1 protein-coding gene is annotated in these 293 nt (G+C 62.8%); it reads right to left on the reverse strand.

All coding sequences use genetic code 11. The features are described 5' to 3' along the window. A partial coding sequence (locus EIK80_RS25525; protein WP_305038178.1) for a M13-type metalloendopeptidase occupies positions 1-285 on the reverse strand: 285 nt, incomplete at its 3' end. Positions 286-293: the final 8 nt, after the last annotated feature.

Genomic DNA, 293 nt, shown 5'->3' on the forward strand with positions numbered 1-293 from the left:
GTCGAGCATTGGCCGGGCGCTTGCGGGAAGATTACGAACCGCTGCGTAGGCGACCTCAAGCCCTGCTAGATCGGCGATGTTCTCGCCGATGGTCAGTGCGCCGTTCACCAGAACATCCTTGAGCGGTTCGTAGCTGGAAGCCTGGGCGATCAGCGCTCGTTCGCGCTGCTGGAAGGCTTCGACGTCGTCCTGCGTCCACCAGTCGCGAAGGGCGCCATGCTCGTCGTATTTGCGCCCCTGTTCATCGAACAGGTGACACAGTTCGTGGGCCACCGTTGCGCCTATCCGCGCGT

It is taken from the genome of Caulobacter sp. 602-1, assembly GCF_003931565.1.
Taxonomy (GTDB): Bacteria; Pseudomonadota; Alphaproteobacteria; order Caulobacterales; family Caulobacteraceae; genus Caulobacter.